This is a genomic window from Methylomonas montana (assembly GCF_030490285.1).
GTDB lineage: Bacteria > Pseudomonadota > Gammaproteobacteria > Methylococcales > Methylomonadaceae > Methylomonas > Methylomonas montana.
This window is the reverse complement of record NZ_CP129884.1, coordinates 559,328-577,088: the sequence shown is the minus strand read 5'-3', so window position 1 is coordinate 577,088 and position 17,761 is coordinate 559,328. Positions and strand designations below refer to the sequence as shown.

Genomic DNA, 17,761 nt, shown 5'->3' with positions numbered 1-17,761 from the left:
AGCGCTATTGCTTGAAATCGTCGGGTACGGACACGTCACTAGGCGGAACCGGTTTGTTCCAACCGTATTGCGTCGAAGCCCGTAATTGAAAAACATAGGCCAATACCTGAGCAACGGCCAAAAATAGACCGCGCGGAATTTCCTGATTCAACTCGGTGGAATAGTACAAAGCCCTGGCCAGGGACGGCGCGGCCACTAGAGGCACCTTGGAAGCCAGCGCTAACTGCCGGATTTGCGCGGCAACCAAGTCAGTACCCTTGGCCACCAATACCGGCGCGCCGCTACCGCTATGATCGTACTTCAAGGCCACGGCAAAATGGGTGGGATTGGTGACTATGACGTCGGCCTTAGGTACAGCCTCCATCATTCTGCGCTGGGCAGCTTGCATCTGCATTTGGCGAATTTTGCCCTTTACTTCCGGATTTCCCTCCTGTTCTTTTGCCTCGTCCTTGACTTCCTGCTTAGTCATTTTTAATTGGCGCTGATGATTCCATAACTGATAAGGCACATCCAGCATCACCAATAATAAAAAAGTGGCACTTAAAATCAGCAGGCAAAACACGATGATATCGCCGGCATGAGAAATACCCTGGTCGACAGGCACCCGGCTCAGCCCCATCAACTCGTCGAAATACAGCTTGAACAGGTTCCAGGCAACGCTGGAAACCAATAGGACTTTGAGAATGGCTTTGATGAGTTCGACCACGCCTTGAATACCGATGATCTTCTTCATCCCTGTCAACGGATTCAGCTTGGAAAACTTCGGCTCGAAGGCTTCGCTAGTAAAGTTCCATCCGCCCAGTAGCGTTGCCGCCAATAAATCGGCAACCACCAGCACCGCCAAAAACGGCACGATCACCCAGACGCCCTCGGCAAACGCCGCCTTTAGATAAATCAGCGGCGTGGCTGGATCGAAAACCGCCTCTCGCGACAATTGCAAAGGGTGTCTCATCATCTCCAGCAACCCCTGCCCCATGCTCTGGCCAAAATAGTAAAACAGCGCGGAACTGGTGATCAGCGTGACAAAGGTATTCAGTTCCTTGGAACGTGGTAACTGGCCTTTTTTGCGCGACTCGGAAAGTCGCTTGCCAGTAGGGGCTTCGGTTTTGTCCTGACCGGAATCTTCCGCCATTTAACTCAACCTCAATAATTCGCTAACCATGGCAAATCCTTGGTGGAGCATATCGCTAAAGCCTTCCAGCAGGGTCGGCAAACCAATCCAGATCAACGCCATCCCCAACATGATAGTAATTGGAAAGCCTACGCCGAAAATCTGTAATTGCGGCGCGGCTTTGGAGGCCACACCGAAACTGACGTTAACCAGCAACAGTGTGATCATCACCGGCATGGACAGTAACAAGCCGTCGGCGAATATCAGGCTGCTCCAACTGATTACCCGCCACAGATCGGCTTTCTCCATACCGATCTCGCCTACCGGCAACGTATGAAAACTTTGCGCCAACATTTCGATCAATAACAAATGACCGTCTACCGCCAAAAACAACAAATTGCCAGCTATCACGAATAACTGGGCAATTACCGGCACTTGTACGCCGGTCGCCGGATCGACCAGGGACGCAAATCCTAGGCCCATGCTGTAAGCAATAGTCTGTCCGGCAAACAGCATGATTGAAAATACCATTTGCAGGATAAAACCGGTGGTCAGACCCAAGGCGACTTGTTGGAGTGCGACCATGAGTCCTTGGTAACTGAATATCTGAATGTCCGGCATCGCCGGCAGCGTCGGCATAACCAACCAGGTAATCAGCATGCTGGCCATCATTCTTATTTTTGCCGGCAAGGCATTGACGCTGAACACCGGCACGCTGATGAACATGGAGCTGATTCGAAAGAATGGCCATACGAACGAAGCAAGATACTTCAGTAACTCGTCTTCGCCGAAGTTCATCCTATTAACGTAGGAATTTCGCGCATCAAATCTTGAAAATAATCGATGAGCATTTGTAACATACCGGGGCCGGCTATCATCAGCACCGCAATAATGGTCGCCAGTTTGGGGATGAAGGTCAGCGTCTGCTCCTGAATCGACGTCGCCGCCTGAAACATCGACACCAGCAAGCCGACGATCAACGATGAAATCAGGATCGGCCCCATCAACTTCAAGGAAATCAACACGGTGTCCTGGGCTATGACCGAGATGGTCTCCGGCGTTATCATGGCCTTGGCCTATACGTAAAAACTGGCCGCCAGCATTTCCAGCACCATGGTCCAACCGTCCGCCAAGACAAATAACATGATCTTGAACGGTAGCGAAACGATCATCGGCGACAGCATCATCATCCCCATCGACATCAGTACGCTGGCCACTACCAGATCGATCACCAGGAACGGCAGGAAGATCAAAAAGCCGATCTGGAACGCAGTTTTCAGTTCGCTAGTCACATAAGCCGGCACCAGCAAGGAAAACGGCACATCTTCGGGCTTGTCGATTTGTTCTCGGCCGGAAATCCGCACGAAGGTATCCAGATCCGCCTCTCGGGTTTGCTTGAGCATGAACTGTTTGAAAGGCTCCGACGCATTTTGCAAGGCCGTCACCGCGTCGATTTTTTCTTCCATATAGGGCTGCACGGCGGTGTCATTGACCTTTTCCAACACCGGCATCATGATAAAAATCGTCAGAAACAAGGACAAGCCTAACAAGACTTGATTGCTCGGCGCTTGCGCCGCGCCTATTGCCTGCCTGAGCAAACTCAATACGATCATGATGCGGGTAAATGAAGTCATCGATAACAACAGCGCTGGCAATAAAGTCAGCATGGTCATCAACGCCAAAATCTGAATGGTGACCGTGTAGGTTTCGCCACCCTTGGGGTTGCTGGTCACGGTAATCGCGTCGACGCCAACCGCCGCCGCCGCTTCCGGCAGCACTAAAGACATGATCAGGATCGATAAAGTAGAAACCCACTTAGTCATTCGGCTTACCCTGCATGATTTGCAGCATTTTTTTTGCAAACACGCTTAGCTCCTGCCCCTCTGTAGCATTCATAAACAAACGCTGATCGCCTTCGAGTTCCAGTATTTTATCGATGCGGCCACTGCTAACGCCCAGCAACAACTGCTTTTCACCCACTTTAACTAACACCAGTTTTTCCCGCACACCCAAGGACAGCCCGGCTAGTACTGCCAATTGCCCTTTACCGACAACGGCTAAACTACCGCTTTTACGCAACAACCAGACTGACAGTAAAAATACCGCCAACACGACTAATAACGCTAATAACCACTGCACAACGTCACCCGACGAAACCACTTTTGCGGTCTGTCTTGGCAACACCGCGGCGTCCTCCGCCCAGGTATAGGGAACGGCGAATAATGAAATCATCAGCGCAGCCAAACGTAGCACAGACATCAACCTAGCTTTCTAACCCGTTCCGACGGACTGATGATGTCGGTCAAGCGAATGCCGAATTTATCGTTAACCACCACCACTTCGCCATGTGCGACCAAAGTCCCGTTGACCAGCACATCCATGGGTTCGCCGGCAAAACGGTCCAACTCCACTACCGAACCTTGATTAAGTTGCAATAAATTCCTGATATTGATTTTGGTCCGGCCGATCTCCAATGAAACCGTGACCGGCACATCGAGAATCACATCCAGCTTGACTTCATCGCCGCTGGGGCCGCTATTTTTGGACTTATGTTCATCGAACTCAGGAAATTCGGCGGTGGCAAAACCTTGGGAATTATTCTTGGCGGCGCTAGCTTGCTCCTTCAATGCCTCGCCCCAATCCGCCTCGGCACTCGCCTGCTCGTTCATCGCGGCGGCCCAATCGTCGCCAATTTCGTCGTTTTCACTCATAGCACTCTTTCCCTGCCGTTATATATTATCCAGCGTCATTTTCTCTACAATTTCGATGGCATAGTTCCCATCCGAAAGTCCCAGTTTACCCCGAAAAACCGGCACGTTTTCAACTTCAAGCAACACCGTTTCCGGCATTTCTATGGGAATCACATCGCCTTTCTTGAGTTCAATTACTTCACTAATAGACATTTCTTTTTCTATCAGTTTACTGTTGACGATGACTTCGCTACGCATGATTTCATTCCGCAACGAATCTTGCCAGCGGCCATCGACTTCGCCACGATCACTGGTGACGGCGTCAAGTAGCTCTCTGATGGGTTCTATCATGGAGTAAGGCATGGCGATATTGATATCGCCGCCGCCACCTTCCAACTCCACATGAATTGTGGAAATCACCACAATTTCCGAAGGACTGACGATGTTGGCAAACTGCGGATTGACTTCCGAATTGATGTACTCAAATTCGATATCCATGACCGGCTTCCAGGCTTCGACCAAGTCCTTGAAAATCATTTCGATAATCAGGCGGATAATACGCATTTCGGTGGGCGTGAACTCTCGCCCCTCGACTTTGTTATAAAACTGACCACCACCGCCGAAAAAATTATCGACCGCAGTAAAAACCAAGCGCGGCTCCATCACAATTAGCGCCCTTCCGCGTAAGGGCGACATCCGAATCACATTCAAGTTGGTTGGCACAAACAAGCCTTGAATAAACTCAGAAAATTTTTGAACCTGAATACCGGAGACCGATATTTCCGCGGCCCGCCTTAGAAAATTAAATAAAGCAATGCGGAAATGGCGAGCGAATCGCTCATTGACCATTTCCAAGGTAGGCATCCGCCCGCGAACGATACGCTCCTGACTATTAAAATCATAGATTCGAGCAGCGCCACGGCTATATTCATCTTCGTCAGCGGTATCGACGTCGCCGTCATCGACGCCGTGTAACAGCGCATCAATTTCGTCTTGCGATAAGAGATCGGCGGTAGACATTTATTGCATTACAAATTCGGTGAAATACACTTCCTTGACGGGATTTTTACCGGTCATCTTTTCCAAGACTTTACCGATTTCAGCTTGCATCGTCGCACGCAATGCTTGTTTCCCTTCCAAGGTTTTGGCTTTATCTGCGCCGACCGCACTGATGGCCATTAATAGATTATTTCGTATCATCGGTTCATGTTTTCTCATCGCTTCCACGCTCGCCCCGCCGTTTGTCAGTATCGTCAACGAAATTTTGATGACTTTTGCCCCTGAACCCGCCGGAAAATTGACTAATAATGGCGTTGGTAAATCGTAATAAATGTCCGGTTCAGCAATCTTTTCATGGTCGGCGTCAGCGTCATGGGCAGCATTCCCCTTATGCGCTTCTTTGCCGCGCTTGGCTTCACTTTCCTGTTTATGCCCGGTATCGGCTTGCTTGCTCAAAAGGAAGTAACTGCCAGCGGCGCCTCCCGCTATAGCCAACACAACCACGGCAATTATCATGATCACTTTTTTGGGAGACTTTTTAGCTTCGCCTTTCCCATGTGTTTCGGCCATTTTTCACCTATGTATTTTCACAGCACGAAACGCGCCATAACAGTTCTATCTCAAACATTTCAATCCGACGGCTCGTCCAGAAAACTGGCCAGATTCGATCATACAAGAAAAAACATTGTTTTAGAATAATAGTATAGCCGTCACTTAAAAGCAGCTTGGCAATAAATTGGCAATTGGGTATTTAGTACCGAGAGAGGGGATATAGCGCTCAAGCCAATTTTTTGACTCAATCGCAGGGAGTTTAACGAAAGGTACTGCAAAGACCGTGCGGTCTTTGCAGTTTTATCACAGTTTTACAACGAATTAACGGCGTTCAACTCTTGGAAGGCTTGCTCCAAACGAGTCACCATGCCAACTTGGCCGGCACGTTGCCAAACACGTGGGTCATAATATTTTTTGTTTGGTTTATCGGCACCATCGGGGTTGCCGATTTGGCCTTGCAAATAACCTTCGTTTTTCTTGTAGAATTCCATCACACCGGCCCAGCTTGCCCATTGGGTGTCGGTGTCGATGTTCATTTTCACGACGCCGTAGCTGATGGATTCCTTGATTTCTTCGGGAGAAGAACCGGAACCGCCATGGAATACGAAGTTCAAAGTGTTATGTGGCAAACCGAATTTCTCGGAAACATATTTTTGCGAGTTAGCCAAAATTGTCGGAGTCAGTTTGACGTTACCTGGTGAATAAACACCATGAACGTTACCGAATGACGCGGCAATGGTGAAACGATGGCTAATTTTGCTCAAATGCTCATACGCATACGCCACGTCTTCAGGTTGAGTATACAAAGCAGAATGATCCATACCGCTGTTATCGACGCCATCTTCTTCGCCGCCGGTGCAACCCAGCTCGATTTCCAGCGTCATGCCCATTTTGGACATACGTTCAAGATACTTGCCGCAGATTTCGATATTTTCTTCCAGACTTTCTTCAGACAAATCCAACATGTGCGAACTGAATAAAGGTTTACCGGTCGCTGCAAAATGCTTCTCGCCGGCATCCAGCAAGCCGTCAATCCATGGCAACAATTTTTTCGCGGCATGGTCGGTATGTAAAATAACAGGCACGCCATAGTGCTCAGCCATCGCGTGCACATGGTGAGCGCCGGAGATTGCACCGACAATTGAGCAACCTTGACCTTCTAATTTCAAGCCTTTACCAGCCACAAACGCCGCACCGCCATTTGAAAACTGAATCACTACTGGCGATTTTACTTTTGCTGCCGCTTCCAAAACCGAGTTAATGGTATCGGTGCTGATCACGTTGACAGCAGGCAAAGCAAACTTATTTTCTTTGCAAATAGCAAAGATTTTTTGAACATCTTCACCGGTTACAACACCGGGCTTAACAACATCTAATATTTTTTGTGACATGCCATAAATCCTGCGTAGAAATCGGGTTACTCAAAGAATAAGCAGCCCAACTAAATCGTGACTGAACGCGAGCAGAGAGTTTGAATCTCTGCTCGCAATCTTTTTAAGCTTCCAGACTGGCCAAACGAGCTGACAACAACTTTTCCAAGGCTTCTAATGCTTTGGCGAAACCGTCAATACCTTCCGCCAATTTTTCTTTGGCCATACGGTTTTCTTCGTGCATGCGATCGAAAGTCGCTTTGTCGACATTGATTTTTTCAATAGCAGAAGAACCCGATTTAGCTGGATCCAATTTACGCGGCAGATCGCCTTCAACAGATTGCAGTTCAGCCAACAAGGAAGGCGCGATGGTCAGCAAATCGCAACCCGCCAATTCGGTGATCTCGCCAATGTTTCTGAAGCTGGCACCCATTACTTCGGTTTTGTAGCCGAATTTTTTGTAGTAGTTGTAGATTTCAGTTACTGACAATACGCCTGGATCTTCAGTAGGTGCATAAGAATCGCGACCGGTGTCTTTTTTGTACCAGTCCAAAATACGGCCAACGAATGGAGAAATCAGGGTAATACCGTTTTCTGCGCAAGCAATCGCTTGGTGCAAACCAAACAATAAAGTCAGGTTGGTGTGAATACCTTCTTTTTCCAATACAGCCGCAGCCTGGATACCTTCCCAAGTTGCTGCGATTTTGATCAGTACGCGTTCTTTGGAAATACCCGCTGCTTCATATTGAGCAATCAGGTCACGACCTTTAGCGATAGTTGCTTCGGTGTCGTAAGACAATCTGGCATCGACTTCGGTAGATACGCGGCCTTCAACGATTTCCAGAATTTTCAGGCCGAAAGAAACAGCCAGACGATCGAATGCCAGTGTGACGACTTGCGCAGCTGAGGCAGCCGCGCCCAAAGTTTCACGAGCGCCTTTCAATGTATCATCAACGATACCTTGGTATTGCGGCATTTGCGCGGCAGCAGTAATCAAAGAAGGATTGGTAGTCGCGTCGCGTGGTTTAAAGGTTTCAATCGCTTGGATGTCGCCAGTGTCGGCAACAACAACGGTCATTTCGCGGAGTTGTTCAAGTAAATTTTTTGCCATAGGAATATCCTCAGTTTGCTATTAATTTTGCTCCCCTTCTAATTTGCACTGACCACTTATAAATTGTTCAGTAATTCTTGCAGGAGATTGATCGTATAAGAGTCCCTGGTGAAGAAACCCTGTTTTAAAATTAGGTTTTATAAGACTGAATCGCCACTTCGCATATTTCGAAGCGTAACTGCAAGCCTCAAAATATGCGAAGTGGCGATTCGATTGAACTTGCCGGCAACGAATCAATGCATCGGTTCTGCTCGATCCCGCCGGCTATCAGCATTAAAACTTACTGATAATTTATTATCCTCTATCCCGTAAATATTTTTCTACGCCAGTCGCTTTTGAAGCGGCAGCTTCTCTATCTTTTACGATTTGTTTGGCCATGTATTTTGCAACACCAGTCGCTGGATTAGAGCTTTGTTTTTCCAAATACTTAGCAACACCGGTTTTATTCGCACCAATTTTATCCAGATATTTCTCAACACCTGTAGCACCACCCGCTTCTACATAACTAGCCGAGGAACCGCTTGCAGCACCGGATTTAGACCCGGATTTTTTGCTGTACAAGAAAAAACCTACAGCCGCGAGCGCAATCAAAGCAATCAGGGTATTAGAGGAACCTTCAGCTTTTTCCGCAACACCGGCACTTGATTCTTCACTACCAGCAGCGGCACTAGATGAAGTCGATTTGCTTGAGGCAGAAGCTTGAGGCGCAGATTTATCGTGTTTGTAAGCGGAATCGGCAAACAACACCTTAGGCTGATAATTAGCTGCCGGGTAATTGGCATCTTGCTCGACAACTTCAACTTCTTTAGCTTTCGCAGCAGGCTTAGCTGCGGCTGGAGCGCTAGCGTCTTCTGCTTTATAGTCTGGGTTGGTATAAAGCACCTTTGGTTGATAATCGGCCGCCGGGTACTCCTCTGCCATCGCCAAAGAACTGGTCAGCAGCAAAGCTGCCATCACGCCTTTCGTTAATTCATTTCTTTTCACGTCTCTCACCTATGCTGTTAGAAAAGCAAGGCTTTGATTATTGACGAATCAAAAAATCAAAGCTCCACCTACTGTTTACCAAAATTAAAGAACGGCTTCCACATTCGCGACGACATTGTCCACGGTAAAGCCAAACTCTTTGAAGAGCTGGCCGGCCGGGGCCGATTCGCCGAAACGGTCCAATCCGACGACTCTTCCCTCGCTACCGGCATATTTCCACCAGCTGTCGGTGACACCGGCTTCCACCACCACGCGTTTGGCCACGCTAGGCGGCAACACGCTGTCTTTGTAGGCTTGGTCTTGCGCTTCGAAGACGTTGGTCGATGGCAGGGATACCACGCGGATTTTTTTGCCTTTAGCTTCTAAGGCTTCTGCCGCTTTCACGGCCAACTCGACTTCGGAGCCGGTGGCGATGATGATGGCATCCGGGGTACCGGCGCTGTCTTTCAGGATGTAGCCACCTTTGCTGATCGCGTCGAGCTGCGCCTGGCTGCGAGCCATGTGCGGCAGGTTTTGACGGGAGAAGATCAGGGTGCTGGGACCGTCTTGGCGTTCGATGGCGGCTTTCCAGCTCACGGCCGATTCCACTGCGTCGCAGGGACGCCAGACTTGCATGTTGGGGATCATGCGTAGGGTGGCGGTTTGTTCGATCGGTTGGTGAGTCGGGCCGTCTTCGCCCAGACCGATAGAGTCGTGGGTGTATACGAAGATGGTCGGGGCTTTCATCAGCGCGGCCATGCGCAGGGCGTTACGGGCATATTCGCTGAACATCAGGAAGGTGGCGCCGTAAGGTTTGAAGCCGCCGTGCAGCACCAGGCCGTTCATGATCGCGGACATGCCGAATTCGCGCACGCCGTAGTAGATGTAGTTGCCGTCATGACCGGGGGCGCAGACATCTTTGCAACCGGACCACAGGGTCAGGTTGGAACCGGCCAAATCGGCAGAACCGCCCAGCAGTTCCGGCAACAACGGACCGAAGCCGTTCAGGGTGTTTTGCGAGGCTTTACGGCTGGCGATGGTTTCGCCTTTGGCGTTGACTTCGGCGATAAAGGCGTTGGATTTTGCGGCCCAGTCGGCAGGCAGTTCGCCGGCCATGCGGCGGACGAATTCGGCAGCCAGTTCAGGATGCGCGGCTTGGTAAGCGGCAAATTTGTCGTTCCAGGCTGCTTCCAGGCGCGCGCCTTTGGCATTGGCATCCCAACCGGCTTTGATGTCGGCCGGAATTTCAAACGGCGCATGCGGCCAGCCCAGGTTTTCGCGCGTCAAGGCAATTTCAGCTTCGCCCAGCGCGGCACCGTGACATTCTTCTTTGCCTTGTTTGTTAGGCGAGCCGAAACCGATGGTGGTTTGGCAGCAGATGAGGCTGGGTTTGTCGGTGACTTTTTTGGCTTCTTCGATGGCTTTTTTCACCGCGTCGGGGTTGTGACCGTCGACTTTGGGGATGACGTGCCAGCCGTAGGCTTCGAAGCGTTTCGGGGTGTTATCCAGGAACCAGCCGTGGACGTTGCCGTGGCCACGCACTTCGCCGTCGATGGAAATGTTGTTGTCGTCGTAGAAGGCGATCAGTTTGCCCAAGCCCATGGAACCCGCCAGTGAGCAGGCTTCGTGGGAGATACCTTCCATCAGGCAGCCGTCACCCAGGAATACGTAGGTGTGGTGATCGACGATGTCGTGTCCGGGACGGTTGAATTGGCCGGCCAGGGTGCGTTCCGCCAAAGCGAAACCTACCGCATTGGTGATGCCTTGTCCCAAGGGACCGGTGGTGGTTTCAACGCCGTCGGTATAGCCGTATTCAGGATGGCCTGGGGTTTTGGAGTGCAGTTGGCGGAACTGTTTCAGTTCGTCGATCGGCAGATTGTAGCCGGCCAAATGCAGCAAGGAATAAATCAGCATCGAGCCATGACCGTTGGACAGGATGAAGCGGTCGCGGTTGGCCCATTTTGGGTTGCTAGGGTTGTGATTCAGAAAATCGTTCCACAATACTTCTGCAATGTCGGCCATCCCCATCGGCGCACCGGGGTGGCCTGAGTTGGCTTTCTGTACGGCGTCCATGCTGAGTGCGCGGATGGCGTTCGCTAAGTCTCGGCGCGAAGGCATGTTGGTCTCCTTTAATTTTGTTATTTTAAGTGCAACGCTTGGCTATGCAAACATCGCTCTGGCTGGTTGGTAAACACAAGGACGACCAAAACCACACTCTCGTTCTTTCAGACTGCTGGAATCGGTATCACCTTGACACCCAAATGTTATTGTAATTAAACCTGTGATCGAATCACTCCGATCACAGGCTGCACGCAATTATTCCAAATTGGCGTGTCTTGATCTCATTTCTTCTTCTGGAATGCCTTTATCATGGATTACATGAGAAATAGTGGCTTCCAAGAAAAACAAGGTAGATAACTCGAACACAGTACCCATCGGCATACCTTTGACTTTGCCATACTGTTCCGCTCTACCAATTTGCAAAGTAAGATCTGCCAAATCGCCAATAGTGGAGTCATCTTTTGCCGAAATCAGGCAGATTTTGGCACCGACTTCACGGGCTTTTTTGGTAAACGCAACCAACTGCTCTGTCTCGCCGGAACCGGAGATGACGATCAACAAATCGCCAGCTTTAATGCTTGGCGTAACGATTTCACCAACCACGCTGACGTCATAACCGCCGTGCATCAAACGCATCGCGAAGAAGTTGCCGACCAGCTTTGAACGACCAGCACCTGAGATAAAAATACGCTTGGCTTGATCCAGCATATCGACCAAGGTTTTGTCGTGCGAGTCGGGTGTCGCTTCCAGAATCCCTGAAATTTTGTCAATAATTAACTGCTGATGCATGACTTATACCGCCGCTGCGTCAACCAATTCGCGAATTTCGCGGGCTGCTTCGGCAGGTGACGGTGCACCGTAGATAGCGGCACCAACCACGATGATGTTGGCACCGGCTTCAACCACTTGTTGCACAGTGGCTTGTTTGATACCGCCAGCAACTGAGATGCGGACGTTCAGGCCCAGACGCGCGATATCGTTCAGATCGGTGAACGGTGTGTGACCAGCTGCTTGCGCATCCAGACCTGTGTGAATACCGACGATTTGCGCGCCCAATTTCACTGATTCTTTCGCGATATAGGCTTTGTCTTCGACGTTGATCAAGTCGATTTGAGTTTCTGCACCGTGTTTTTTCGCGGCTTTAACAACGCCGGCGATGGTCGCCAAACCAGAAACACCCAGTACGGTGACGATATCCGCGCCTTCAGCATAGAAAGCACCTGCTTCGTATTCACCAGCGTCCATGGTTTTCAGGTCAACCAACAACAATTTGTCTGGGAAACGTTGTCTCAGTTCTTTAACCAGATTGATACCGTTGTATTTGATGCAAGGTGTACCGATTTCAAAAATATCGACATAAGGTGCTACTTGATCTGCCAATGCAACGGTTTGGTTGAAATCCAGTGAATCCAACGCCATTTGAATTAATGGTCTTGCCATGTGATGTGCTCCGATAGTTTTTAATTTTTAGTAATAGCCGATTCTTGCAAATTGCCACAACCCGCTAGGCTTGTCACGTACGTGTGATGCATTTGTAACTGTAAGATAGAAATGGGATATATGTCAATGCTTAGCAATACCGCGCCACGCACAGACTGAAGGACAAATCGTTACTAGACAATTTTGCTCCGAAACCTTAGTCTGAACCAACTCGCCGGCAACAGTGCGAAAATCGGGACTGGAATTTAGGATCCAAACGTTACAAGCTGATTAATTTAGATATTTTTTGGCCCCAGCCCGGAAAAAACCTATTTTAGCAAAGGGTTTTGACGCAAATATCGGCTCACTTACCGACGAAATAAACTTTTTACCGAACCGATAAAAAAAGGAAAAAAATTGCATTTCCAGCTCAACGCAACCTGAGGATGGCAGCTTGAAACGTCTCTTTTTTGCCTTATGGCCCGAGCAAACCGCCCGGCAGCAATGCGAGGCCATAATCGCTAAACTTAACAGCACCGGCAAACCAGTAACCGCGGCAAATTTACATGTGACGCTGCTATTTTTGGGCCATCTTCCTTCCGAACAACAAGCCGCAATTACACGGGACGCAGCTCGCATTCCAGCTTCGTTAACGTCGTTGACTTTCGACCACCTAAGCTTCTGGAAAAAGCCGGCGGTGCAATGCCTAACCACCGATTCAGTCGATCAAAACATTGCATTATTGAACGAGAATTTAGCTGCCATCGCCAAGCGACACGGAATAGTGATAGACGATCGGCCATTTACACCGCATGTCACCTTGATGAAAAAAGCCCGCTCGGCAATTGATATCGCCTTCAATCCCATCATCTGGCACTCAGACGGCTTTTGTTTGGTGGAATCCTGCCCTGGCACCGATGGCGTTGACTATCGAATTTTAAAACACTGGCCATCGATTAAACCGCTCACCCCCAAACAGGAGAATAAGCATGCCCTTTTTAAAACTGAATACTAACATGACGATTAATGCCGAACAGCAATCGCAACTGCTAGGCGAGCTATCGCAACTACTCGCCAAAGAAACTGGTAAACCGGAGCGTTACGTCATGGTGAAGCTATCCGGAGACAACGCTATGGTGTTTGCCGGCAACACCGAACACGCGGCCTACCTGGAGTGCAAAAGCATCGGCCTGACCAGTAGCCAAACTAAGAATTTGTCAGCGTCAATTTGCCAACTGCTAAACAAACGACTCTCACTCCCTCAGGATCGGGTTTATATCGAATTCAGTAACTGTCCAGCCGAATTCTGGGGCTGGAACGGCTCGACATTCGGCTGAATTAAAATCAAAACAATCAACCGCCGACTGCAGCACCTCAAAGCGACTTCCATTTATAATGGAACTCAAAGAGTCGGCGCGCCGGCAATATCAAGCGCGCCAACTCAGTCGCCTTATTTGGTTTTTTTAGGCTCTTCCGATTTTTCGGGTTTTTCAGGCTTATCGGATTTCACGACAGCGGCTGGTGCCGCCTCGCCAAACACGATATTTTTTTCATTTTGCTGTACGGTTTTTTCACCGATCCCGGATACATTTTCCAAGTCTTTCAAGGTTTTAAAATCGCCATGCTCCTTGCGATATTGGACAACAGCCTCGGCTTTCTTCGGACCTATGCCTGTCAGCGCCTTGGAAATGGCTTCAGCATCGGCTTGGTTGATATTGATTGGATCGGCAAACACGGCAAAAGAACACAACATTAGACATGCTAATAACTTTTTCATGAATTTTCTCCGAAAAATGTAAATAAGTGCCTGAACCACTCAGCGCAAGACCACATCGACTGAGCATGCAAGCTAGTCGATTTTAGACCGTTATCTTAACTTTACAATCCGTTATGAAAAATCAACTGATTAATCGACGTTAGCCACAACCACCGCACGAACCGGCGCCGGCAAACCTTCACAGGTCAACTCAGGAGAACGCGGATCGAGAAAATCCGCTAAGGAATGAAATCGCATCCATTCAGTACTACGCTGCTCATCGACACTAGTTTTGGAAACATCCAACAAGCGGATATTCTTAAAACCGCAACGCCGCATCCACAGCATCAACGCCTCGCAGCTCGGCAAAAACCAGACATTGCGCATTTGCGCATAACGCCGTTCCGGCACTAACACCCTATCGACGCAGCCTTCAACTACCAAAGTCTCCAGAATCAGCTCACCTCCCGGACGCAGGCAGCCTTTTAATTCCAATAGATGATCGATAGGCGAGCGGCGGTGATACAACACCCCCATCGAAAACACCGTATCGAACAAACCCATATTCAGCGGGATATCTTCAATACCCAAGGGCAACAGATAAATCGGCGCTTCGCCATACAGCTTACGGACTGCCTGGAACTGCATCACACTGAGCAAGGTCGGATCGATACCGACCACCAATCTGGCACCAGCGCCGAGCATACGCCAACAATGATAGCCATTACCGCAACCGACATCCAAAACCAGTCGATTCCGTAGCGGCGCGATCTGGTCTTTCAGCCGGTCCCATTTCCAATCCGAACGCCACTCAGTATCGATATCGATGCCAAATATTTGATAAGGCCCTTTCCGCCAAGGATGCAGCTGCATCAGTTGCTCGCGCAATTGCGTACGCGCCACCTCGGTAATATCCCCCGCTCGGCCTATCCTCACCTCATCCAATAAATCGATACTGGACGGCATAGACACGGGTAAGTCGTCAACAACCTGCCGCCAACGTTGCAAATCGCCGTGCGACGATTCGGCAAAAGCCTCGGCCAATTGCCCCGGCAGTCGACTCACCCACGCCTCGCCACCGGCGGCGGCCAAAGCCTGACAAAGCCCCTCGTAACCTGTCATTTCAACGCGATCATCGAAGCAAAATTAAAATACTGAAACCAGACTTCCGCGCTGCTGAATCCCGCCGCTTTCAAGCGCTGCTGATGCCCTGCAAAGGTCTCCGGAATCAATACGTTTTCCAATGCGCTCCGCTTTTGGCTGATCTCCAGCTCGCTATAGCCTTGGGCTTTTTTAAACAGATGATGCATATCAGTTTGCAAAACCTGCTGACGGGCATCATCGAACGCCAGTTTCTCCGACAAAATCAAAATCCCGCCCGGCAACAACCCGCGACAGATAGTGGTCAAAAAAGCCGCGCGATCGGCCAGCGGAATAAATTGCAAGGTAAAATTCAGCACGACCACCGAGGCATTGCTAATCGCAATATCGCGAATATCGGCACACAACACCTCGACCTCGACCTCGTCAGACGAAATCAGCAAATTTTGCCGGCATTGCTCAACCATCGCCATTGAGCAATCGACCGCGACGATCCGGCAATTCTTAGCCTTGATTTGCTGGCGCATCGCCAATGTCGCCGCTCCCAAAGAGCAGCCCAAGTCGTAGCAAACGCTATTCTGTTTGGCAAAGCGCTCCGCCAATAAGCCGATGGCGGAGATGATAGTGCTATAGCCGGGAACCGAGCGCTGGATCATGTCCGGAAAGACCTTCACCACCGTTTCATCGAACTTAAATGCACTGATTTCGCCAAGGGGACTGGCGTAAAGAGAGTCTTTGCCGGATTGCATACTAAAAGATCATTCCCGGCTCGCCGGAGCGGCGAAACCGGGAATATTTAAGATGGGATAAAACTTAGGAATTGTTTTTGTTGCTCAGCGCTTCGGTATTGCGTTTAGCCAATTGGTTGATGACCTCTTGCAAAGAACCGGTGCGCTCCACTTCATTTTTGAAGCTGGTACGATAATTGGTGACCAAGCTGACGCCTTCGATCATGATGTCATAAGCTTTCCATTGGCCTTTGACATTCAGCATCCTATAGTTGACTGCAATCGGCTGCAGACCTGGTTGCAGCACTTCAGTTTTGATCAGTACTTTTCTTTCGTCTTCTTCAGGCGTAATCGGTAAAAACCGTACCGACCAATCTTTAAACTCAAAGAAAGCTCGGGAATAGGTTCTGATCAACAGAACTTGAAACTCTTTTTTGAAGCTATCTTTTTCTGCCGGCGAAGCATCTTTCCACATCTTGCCTAGCACCAATGAGGAAATCAGATCGAAATCCACATTCGGATAAATCACTTCCTGTACAAACGCGTTGATTTTTTGGAAGTCGTGAGGGAAAGCCGGATCCTGCAAACGTTGCTTCAATTTGTTGGAAGCATCCTCAATAGCCCGCTGCGGCTCGCTCAAATCGGCCGCCGCCGCAGGCAAGGACAGAAAAGTCGCTGCAAACAAGCTAAAAACCACTACAAATATAAAATGCATATGACGTTTGATATTCATAAAAACTATCTCAAAAAAGTATCGTAGGCTAATTTAAACCGCCTTCATTCGATACACTGCTAAAATAAAGGCCGAAGTGCCAATCAGGCTCCAGATTCTCACTAACCCTTTGGGATCAGCAATTACCCCTACTATATTACTATGGAAGAGATGTCATACCCTAACGACTTTTTCCCGGCCACCCGTATGCGCCGGATGCGCTATCAAGCATTTTCCCGACGGCTGATGCGGGAAAATCGTTTGAGTAGTGACGATTTAATTTCCCCTTTATTCGTTATCGAAGGCAACAATCAGCAACAAGCGGTCGCGTCCATGCCCGGCGTTAACCGGCTATCCATCGATCTAGTGCTGAAAGAAGCCGAAGCCTTGTTGAATCTGGGCATTCCGGCGATTGCATTATTCCCGGTCACCGATCCCGACAAAAAATCCTTAAGCGCCGAAGAAGCCTACAACCCCGACGGATTGGCGCAACGTTGCGTGCGGGCGCTGAAAGCCGAACTGCCGGAATTGGGTGTGATCACCGACGTAGCCTTGGACCCGTTTACCTCGCACGGCCAGGATGGCTTGCTGAATGAACACGGCTACGTGGTCAACGACAAAACCGTCGAAGTGCTCTGCAAGCAGGCCTTGTCACACGCCGAAGCCGGCGCTGACATCGTCGCGCCGTCAGACATGATGGATGGCCGGATCGGCGCCATCAGAAATGCCCTAGAAAACCACCACCACACCAACACCCGAATTCTGGCCTATTCTGCCAAATATGCTTCCAGTTTCTACGGCCCCTTTCGCGATGCGGTTGGCTCGGCTGGGAATCTCGGCGGGGGCAACAAATACAGCTATCAGATGGATCCGGCCAATTCCGACGAAGCGCTGCGGGAAATCGCGCTGGATTTACGCGAAGGCGCCGACATGATCATGGTCAAACCCGGCATGCCTTACCTGGACATCATCCGCCGCGCCAAGGATCAATTCGGCGTGCCGACGTTTGCCTATCAGGTCAGCGGCGAATATGCAATGTTGAAAGCCGCCTCGCAAAACGGTTGGCTGGACGAACAACAAGTGGTAATGGAATCTTTATTGGCATTCAAGCGCGCCGGCTGCGATGCCATTCTCACTTATTTCGCAAAATCGGCTGCACAGTGGTTAAAACAACCATAACAATGACCC

At 49.7% G+C, this 17,761-nt stretch carries 21 protein-coding genes; 3 read left to right on the top strand and 18 right to left on the bottom strand.

The genetic code is table 11. The features are described from left to right. Positions 1-4 precede the first annotated feature (4 nt). The 14 genes from flhB to hxlA form a co-directional block, all read right to left on the bottom strand. On the bottom strand, positions 5-1,132 hold the full coding sequence (gene flhB, locus QZJ86_RS02755) for a flagellar biosynthesis protein FlhB (protein ID WP_301936227.1): 1,128 nt from the start codon (positions 1,130-1,132) through the stop codon (positions 5-7). Further along, positions 1,133-1,909, bottom strand: coding sequence for a flagellar biosynthetic protein FliR (gene fliR / locus QZJ86_RS02750; RefSeq protein ID WP_301936225.1), 777 nt, complete (start codon positions 1,907-1,909; stop codon positions 1,133-1,135). It abuts the gene before it with no gap. Then, positions 1,906-2,178: a flagellar biosynthesis protein FliQ gene (fliQ, locus tag QZJ86_RS02745; RefSeq protein ID WP_455429805.1), complete on the bottom strand. Its 273-nt coding sequence runs from the start codon at positions 2,176-2,178 to the stop codon at positions 1,906-1,908. Before fliQ ends, fliR begins: the two co-directional genes overlap by 4 nt. Before the next feature lie 9 nt (positions 2,179-2,187). Continuing rightward, positions 2,188-2,934 (bottom strand): flagellar type III secretion system pore protein FliP, encoded by a 747-nt coding sequence (fliP, locus tag QZJ86_RS02740; RefSeq protein ID WP_407081636.1) that lies wholly within the window; start codon positions 2,932-2,934, stop codon positions 2,188-2,190. Next, positions 2,927-3,370 carry a flagellar biosynthetic protein FliO gene (fliO, locus tag QZJ86_RS02735; protein WP_301936224.1) on the bottom strand — a complete coding sequence of 148 codons (444 nt, stop codon included), beginning with the start codon at positions 3,368-3,370 and terminating at the stop codon, positions 2,927-2,929. The genes fliP and fliO overlap by 8 nt, the downstream gene beginning before the upstream one ends. Further along, positions 3,370-3,822: a flagellar motor switch protein FliN gene (gene fliN, locus QZJ86_RS02730; RefSeq protein ID WP_301936222.1), complete on the bottom strand. Its 453-nt coding sequence runs from the start codon at positions 3,820-3,822 to the stop codon at positions 3,370-3,372. Before fliN ends, fliO begins: the two co-directional genes overlap by 1 nt. Before the next feature lie 18 nt (positions 3,823-3,840). After that, positions 3,841-4,821, bottom strand: a complete 981-nt coding sequence (gene fliM / locus QZJ86_RS02725) for a flagellar motor switch protein FliM (protein ID WP_301936220.1) — start codon at positions 4,819-4,821, stop codon at positions 3,841-3,843. Beyond that, on the bottom strand, positions 4,822-5,370 hold the full coding sequence (locus tag QZJ86_RS02720; protein WP_301936218.1) for a flagellar basal body-associated FliL family protein: 549 nt from the start codon (positions 5,368-5,370) through the stop codon (positions 4,822-4,824). Positions 5,371-5,663: 293 nt separating this feature from the next. Next, positions 5,664-6,743 carry a class II fructose-bisphosphate aldolase gene (gene fbaA, locus QZJ86_RS02715; RefSeq protein WP_301936217.1) on the bottom strand — a complete coding sequence of 360 codons (1,080 nt, stop codon included), beginning with the start codon at positions 6,741-6,743 and terminating at the stop codon, positions 5,664-5,666. A gap of 103 nt (positions 6,744-6,846) precedes the next feature. Then, the gene (locus QZJ86_RS02710; RefSeq protein WP_301936214.1) at positions 6,847-7,833 is read right to left on the bottom strand and encodes a transaldolase; all 987 of its coding nucleotides are present in this window, start codon (positions 7,831-7,833) and stop codon (positions 6,847-6,849) included. A 294-nt stretch (positions 7,834-8,127) separates the two neighbouring features. After that, entirely contained in the window at positions 8,128-8,817 is a 690-nt protein-coding gene (locus QZJ86_RS02705) for a hypothetical protein (RefSeq protein WP_301936212.1), read from the bottom strand. Between the two features lie 84 nt (positions 8,818-8,901). After that, positions 8,902-10,914, bottom strand: coding sequence for a transketolase (tkt, locus tag QZJ86_RS02700; protein WP_301936211.1), 2,013 nt, complete (start codon positions 10,912-10,914; stop codon positions 8,902-8,904). Between the two features lie 198 nt (positions 10,915-11,112). Then, positions 11,113-11,646: a 6-phospho-3-hexuloisomerase gene (hxlB, locus tag QZJ86_RS02695; protein ID WP_301936210.1), complete on the bottom strand. Its 534-nt coding sequence runs from the start codon at positions 11,644-11,646 to the stop codon at positions 11,113-11,115. 3 nt (positions 11,647-11,649) lie between these two features. Continuing rightward, entirely contained in the window at positions 11,650-12,297 is a 648-nt protein-coding gene (gene hxlA, locus QZJ86_RS02690) for a 3-hexulose-6-phosphate synthase (RefSeq protein ID WP_301936208.1), read from the bottom strand. Positions 12,298-12,730: 433 nt separating this feature from the next. Between hxlA and thpR the strand changes: the two genes are divergently transcribed. Together thpR and QZJ86_RS02680 are read left to right on the top strand one after the other, a co-directional pair. After that, positions 12,731-13,291: an RNA 2',3'-cyclic phosphodiesterase gene (thpR, locus tag QZJ86_RS02685; protein ID WP_301936207.1), complete on the top strand. Its 561-nt coding sequence runs from the start codon at positions 12,731-12,733 to the stop codon at positions 13,289-13,291. Further along, entirely contained in the window at positions 13,266-13,613 is a 348-nt protein-coding gene (locus QZJ86_RS02680) for a phenylpyruvate tautomerase MIF-related protein (RefSeq protein ID WP_301936206.1), read from the top strand. The genes thpR and QZJ86_RS02680 overlap by 26 nt, the downstream gene beginning before the upstream one ends. 113 nt (positions 13,614-13,726) lie before the next feature. Here the strand turns inward: QZJ86_RS02680 and QZJ86_RS02675 are convergent, their stop codons facing one another. From QZJ86_RS02675 to QZJ86_RS02660, 4 genes are all read right to left on the bottom strand, one after another. Then, on the bottom strand, positions 13,727-14,053 hold the full coding sequence (locus QZJ86_RS02675; protein ID WP_301936203.1) for a ComEA family DNA-binding protein: 327 nt from the start codon (positions 14,051-14,053) through the stop codon (positions 13,727-13,729). Positions 14,054-14,182: 129 nt separating this feature from the next. After that, positions 14,183-15,154: a tRNA 5-methoxyuridine(34)/uridine 5-oxyacetic acid(34) synthase CmoB gene (gene cmoB / locus QZJ86_RS02670; protein WP_301936201.1), complete on the bottom strand. Its 972-nt coding sequence runs from the start codon at positions 15,152-15,154 to the stop codon at positions 14,183-14,185. Then, positions 15,151-15,882 carry a carboxy-S-adenosyl-L-methionine synthase CmoA gene (cmoA, locus tag QZJ86_RS02665; protein ID WP_301936200.1) on the bottom strand — a complete coding sequence of 244 codons (732 nt, stop codon included), beginning with the start codon at positions 15,880-15,882 and terminating at the stop codon, positions 15,151-15,153. Before cmoA ends, cmoB begins: the two co-directional genes overlap by 4 nt. 64 nt (positions 15,883-15,946) lie before the next feature. Beyond that, positions 15,947-16,594 carry an MlaC/ttg2D family ABC transporter substrate-binding protein gene (locus QZJ86_RS02660; protein WP_301936199.1) on the bottom strand — a complete coding sequence of 216 codons (648 nt, stop codon included), beginning with the start codon at positions 16,592-16,594 and terminating at the stop codon, positions 15,947-15,949. A 141-nt stretch (positions 16,595-16,735) separates the two neighbouring features. Between QZJ86_RS02660 and hemB the strand changes: the two genes are divergently transcribed. After that, positions 16,736-17,752, top strand: a complete 1,017-nt coding sequence (hemB, locus tag QZJ86_RS02655) for a porphobilinogen synthase (protein ID WP_301936198.1) — start codon at positions 16,736-16,738, stop codon at positions 17,750-17,752. The last annotated feature ends 9 nt before the right edge of the window (positions 17,753-17,761 follow it).